Here is a 3,688-nt window from a genome sequence, read left to right as displayed (position 1 = left end):
GGTGTGGGGTGTGGGGAGAATAAAGCTGCCTCCTATCTCCTGTCTCCTGTCTCCTGTCTCCTGTCTCCTGTCTCCCGACTCCTGTCTCCCGACTCCTGAATACTGACTCGATTCTGGCTGCTATAGTAGAAAAGCACCCATTGCTGAAGATATCTGAGGTAGATTGCCGTGACTATTGCTTTAGACCAACTACTCACCCCCGACATTGTTCGACCGGCGCGTTATTTGGGCAACGAGTTAGGTGCTAAACATAAAGAATGGGCAAGTGCGGTGGTTCGTTGGGTGTTAACCTATCCGGAAGTGTACGAAGTGGGGGCATCTAACCTCGGCCATATTATCCTCTACAATATCCTCAATGCACAACCTCGCCAACTCTGCGATCGCACTTATTTACCCGCACCGGATTTAGCCCAAAAACTCAAACAGACAAAAACCACCTTATTTGCCCTAGAATCCCGTCGTTGCCTCACCGATTTTGATATTCTCGGTTTTAGTCTTAGTTACGAGCTAGGAGCCACCAATATTTTAGAAATGCTCGACCTAGCGGCAATTCCCTTGACTTGGAGAGAAAGAGATGCGGGTAACTATCCGCTAATTTTTGCTGGGGGACAAACTGCCACCTCTAACCCCGAACCCTACGCCGACTTTTTTGATTTTATCGCCCTCGGTGATGGCGAAGAATTATTGCCAGAAATCGGTTTAATTCTAGAAGAAGGTAAACTAGCTAATCTAAGCAAAGAAGAACTATTACTAGATTTAGCCCAAATTCCGGGGGTATATGTACCGCGTTTCTACGATGTCACCCCAATCGGTGCAGTTATCCCCAATCGTGACGATGTACCGCAAAGAATTTTACGCCGGGTAGCTACTCCTATCCCAGCCTATTCTATCGGTTTAGTTCCCTTCGTGGAAACGGTTCACGATCGCCTGGTGGTGGAAATTCGTCGCGGTTGCACTAGGGGATGTCGTTTCTGTCAACCGGGGATGTTAACCCGTCCCGCGCGGGATGTGCAACCGGAAGCAGTCATCGAATCGATTGAAAAAGGAATGCGAGCGACGGGATATAATGAATTTTCTCTATTATCTCTCAGTTGCTCCGATTATCTAGCTCTACCTGCCGTAGGAATGGAGATTAAAAACCGTCTCCAGAATGAGAATATATCTCTATCCTTACCCAGTCAAAGAGTCGATCGCTTTGACGAAAATATTGCTAACATAATTGGGGGCAATCGTCAATCGGGTTTAACCTTTGCACCGGAAGCGGGAACCCAGCGAATGCGCGATGTGATTAACAAAGGGTTAACCAACGAAGAATTACTCAGAGGGATAAAAACTGCTGTCGAACAGGGTTGGGATAAGGTCAAACTCTATTTTATGATCGGTTTGCCAGGGGAAACCGATGTGGATGTCATCGGTATCGTGGAAACGGTGCGTTGGTTGCGTCGGGAATGTCGTTTACCGAAGCGGAAACCCCTGGATTTTACCCTAACTATCTCGAATTTTACCCCTAAACCCCATACCCCCTTCCAGTGGCATTCCGTCTCCACGGCCGAATTTATCCGCAAACAGGAGTTATTAAAACAGGAATTCCAGGGTATGAGAGGGGTAAAAGTCAATTATACCGATGTCCGCATCTCGGCCATGGAAGATTTTATCGGTCGCGGTGACAGAAGTTTAGGGAAAGTGGTGCTGCGCGCTTGGCAATTGGGAGCGGGGATGGATGCTTGGTGGGATAATACAGAAAAAGCCTATCAAGCATGGTCACAGGCGATCGAAGAATCGGGTTTAACGTGGAAATATCGTCAGGTAGAACAGGGAGAATGGAATATTTTTGTCGATGCAGACAAAGATATTTTAGAGCGTCCTTTGCCCTGGGATCATCTGGATACCGGTATCGATAAAAAATGGCTAGAGGAGGACTTAAAACGCGCTCTAGACGCGGCAACGGTTCCCGATTGTTCTTTTGAGGGTTGTTCCCATTGTGGCGTTTGTAGCGTCGATTTTGGCCATAATATCGTTATTGAAGCGCCCCCGATTCCCGGTTTTGCCGGACATTTTCAACCCAATCAAGAACGCGCCCAAAGAATTCGGGTTTGGTTTGGCAAAATTGGCGAAATGGCCCTAGTTAGCCACTTGGATCTGGTGCGTTTATTTGATCGCGTCGTCCGTCGGGCTGCTATTCCCATTTCCTTTACCGGTGGATTTCACCCTGGTCCGCGCATTTCGATCGCCAATGCTTTATCCTTGGGAGCAACCAGTAGCGGTGAGATTGTCGATTTTGAATTGACAAAAGTGATCGATTTAGAGACGTTTAAACAGCAGTTAAGAGCGCAATTACCCGCAGATTTGCCGGTTTATCAGGTGGAAGAAATTCCCTTAAATGCTCCTGCTGCCACCCGTTTGTTAGAAAAAGCCGAGTATTTGCTCACTTTTAATAGCGAGGGAATTGACTGCCAACAGTGGCAAAATTGGCTCGAGGCAATTAAACAAGCAACGGTGATGGAACGGGAAAAAACCACCAAATCCGGCAAAAAAGTCACGATTAATCTGCGAGAACAATTATATGAATTAGAGTTAAAAACTGTTGACAAACAAGCCGTTTTGTGCTATGTGGGCAGTTGTCGCAATGATGGCACTTTACTACAGCCCGATCATATCGTCGAGATGTTAGAAAGGGTTTCTGGAGAGGAAATTTCGCTGCTTAATTTTCATCGTCAGCGCTTGATTTTAGGGGCTTAACCATCGTCAACTGTTCCCTTTATACTAAACTAAGTAGTCGTGCAAAATTAATTTCCTAGTCGAGACTCCGAGACAGGAGACTCCGAGACAGGAGACTCCGAGACGGGAGACAGCTATTAGGGATCGGATTTGAGTTTTCAGTTCACTGTTTACTGATCACAGCAGAATTCTGACGGAGTAGTGGCTTAGATGTGTAATTAATTGTGCTTAGATACTTAAGAGAGTCAGCTAATCTTGATCGACTAATTCTAAGGAATCATCAATCAACGCTGGCCGATAATTTTGAACAACCATCGGTAAAAAAGCCCCTCTTAAACCCTTTTTTATTCTCTCGTCCGTTTGATCAAAAACCACAAATAAAGGATGAATTTTTTCTGCACCTTCACTAAACATATGTTGTTCTCTGGGGGGCATTAACCATTCATATTCTTTATCTAAACAGATTTGGGTTTCGCGCCAGCGTTTCAACAAATCAGAAAAATCTTCCCCCGGACGATGGATAAAAATCAGGATTTCTGAACCTAATTTAATTTTCCATTCCGGATCACACATCAGAATCGCCAAATCACAGGCTAATTGTACCGTCTTTCTAGATTCAAGGCCAGAAGATGGACGAATTCTGACCAAGGGCAAGGGAATAGTAATTAAACTCTCTTCAGGACGACGCAGACTAGGAATTAACTCTAAATAGGGGCGATATTGTCGCAATAATTCGATCGCCCCTTCACGACAGCTGTATTCCGCTAATAAAGTTTCGTAAGACACAGATTCACCTAATCAAATAAAGGGAGTTGACATCCTCGCCGCCGTAAAACGGACGGCGATTCCCAAACCTCACGATTTGGGTTTCTGCTTCTTTCCCGAAGGATTTTTCGCACCTGCCTTAACAGATTTACTCTGTTCTGGTCTTATGGTCGCTCTACAGACTGACACCGCAAGCCCTGCGGCC

At 45.8% G+C, this 3,688-nt stretch carries 2 protein-coding genes; one reads left to right on the top strand and one right to left on the bottom strand.

Features of this window, described 5'->3' with window-relative positions; genetic code table 11:
• The first annotated feature begins 168 nt into the window (after window positions 1-168).
• Entirely contained in the window at window positions 169-2,739 is a 2,571-nt protein-coding gene (locus IQ242_RS19290; protein WP_193961075.1) for a TIGR03960 family B12-binding radical SAM protein, read from the top strand.
• Between the two features lie 228 nt (window positions 2,740-2,967).
• Here IQ242_RS19290 and IQ242_RS19285 read toward each other — a convergent pair whose 3' ends face one another.
• On the bottom strand, window positions 2,968-3,504 hold the full coding sequence (locus IQ242_RS19285) for a hypothetical protein (protein ID WP_002771399.1): 537 nt from the start codon (window positions 3,502-3,504) through the stop codon (window positions 2,968-2,970).
• Window positions 3,505-3,688 lie beyond the last annotated feature (184 nt).

Origin of the sequence: Microcystis sp. LEGE 08355, from assembly GCF_015207185.1 — a bacterium.
GTDB lineage: Bacteria > Cyanobacteriota > Cyanobacteriia > Cyanobacteriales > Microcystaceae > Microcystis > Microcystis panniformis.
The sequence above is the reverse complement of the archived record's forward strand: the minus strand, read 5'-3'. Positions and strand labels throughout refer to the sequence as shown.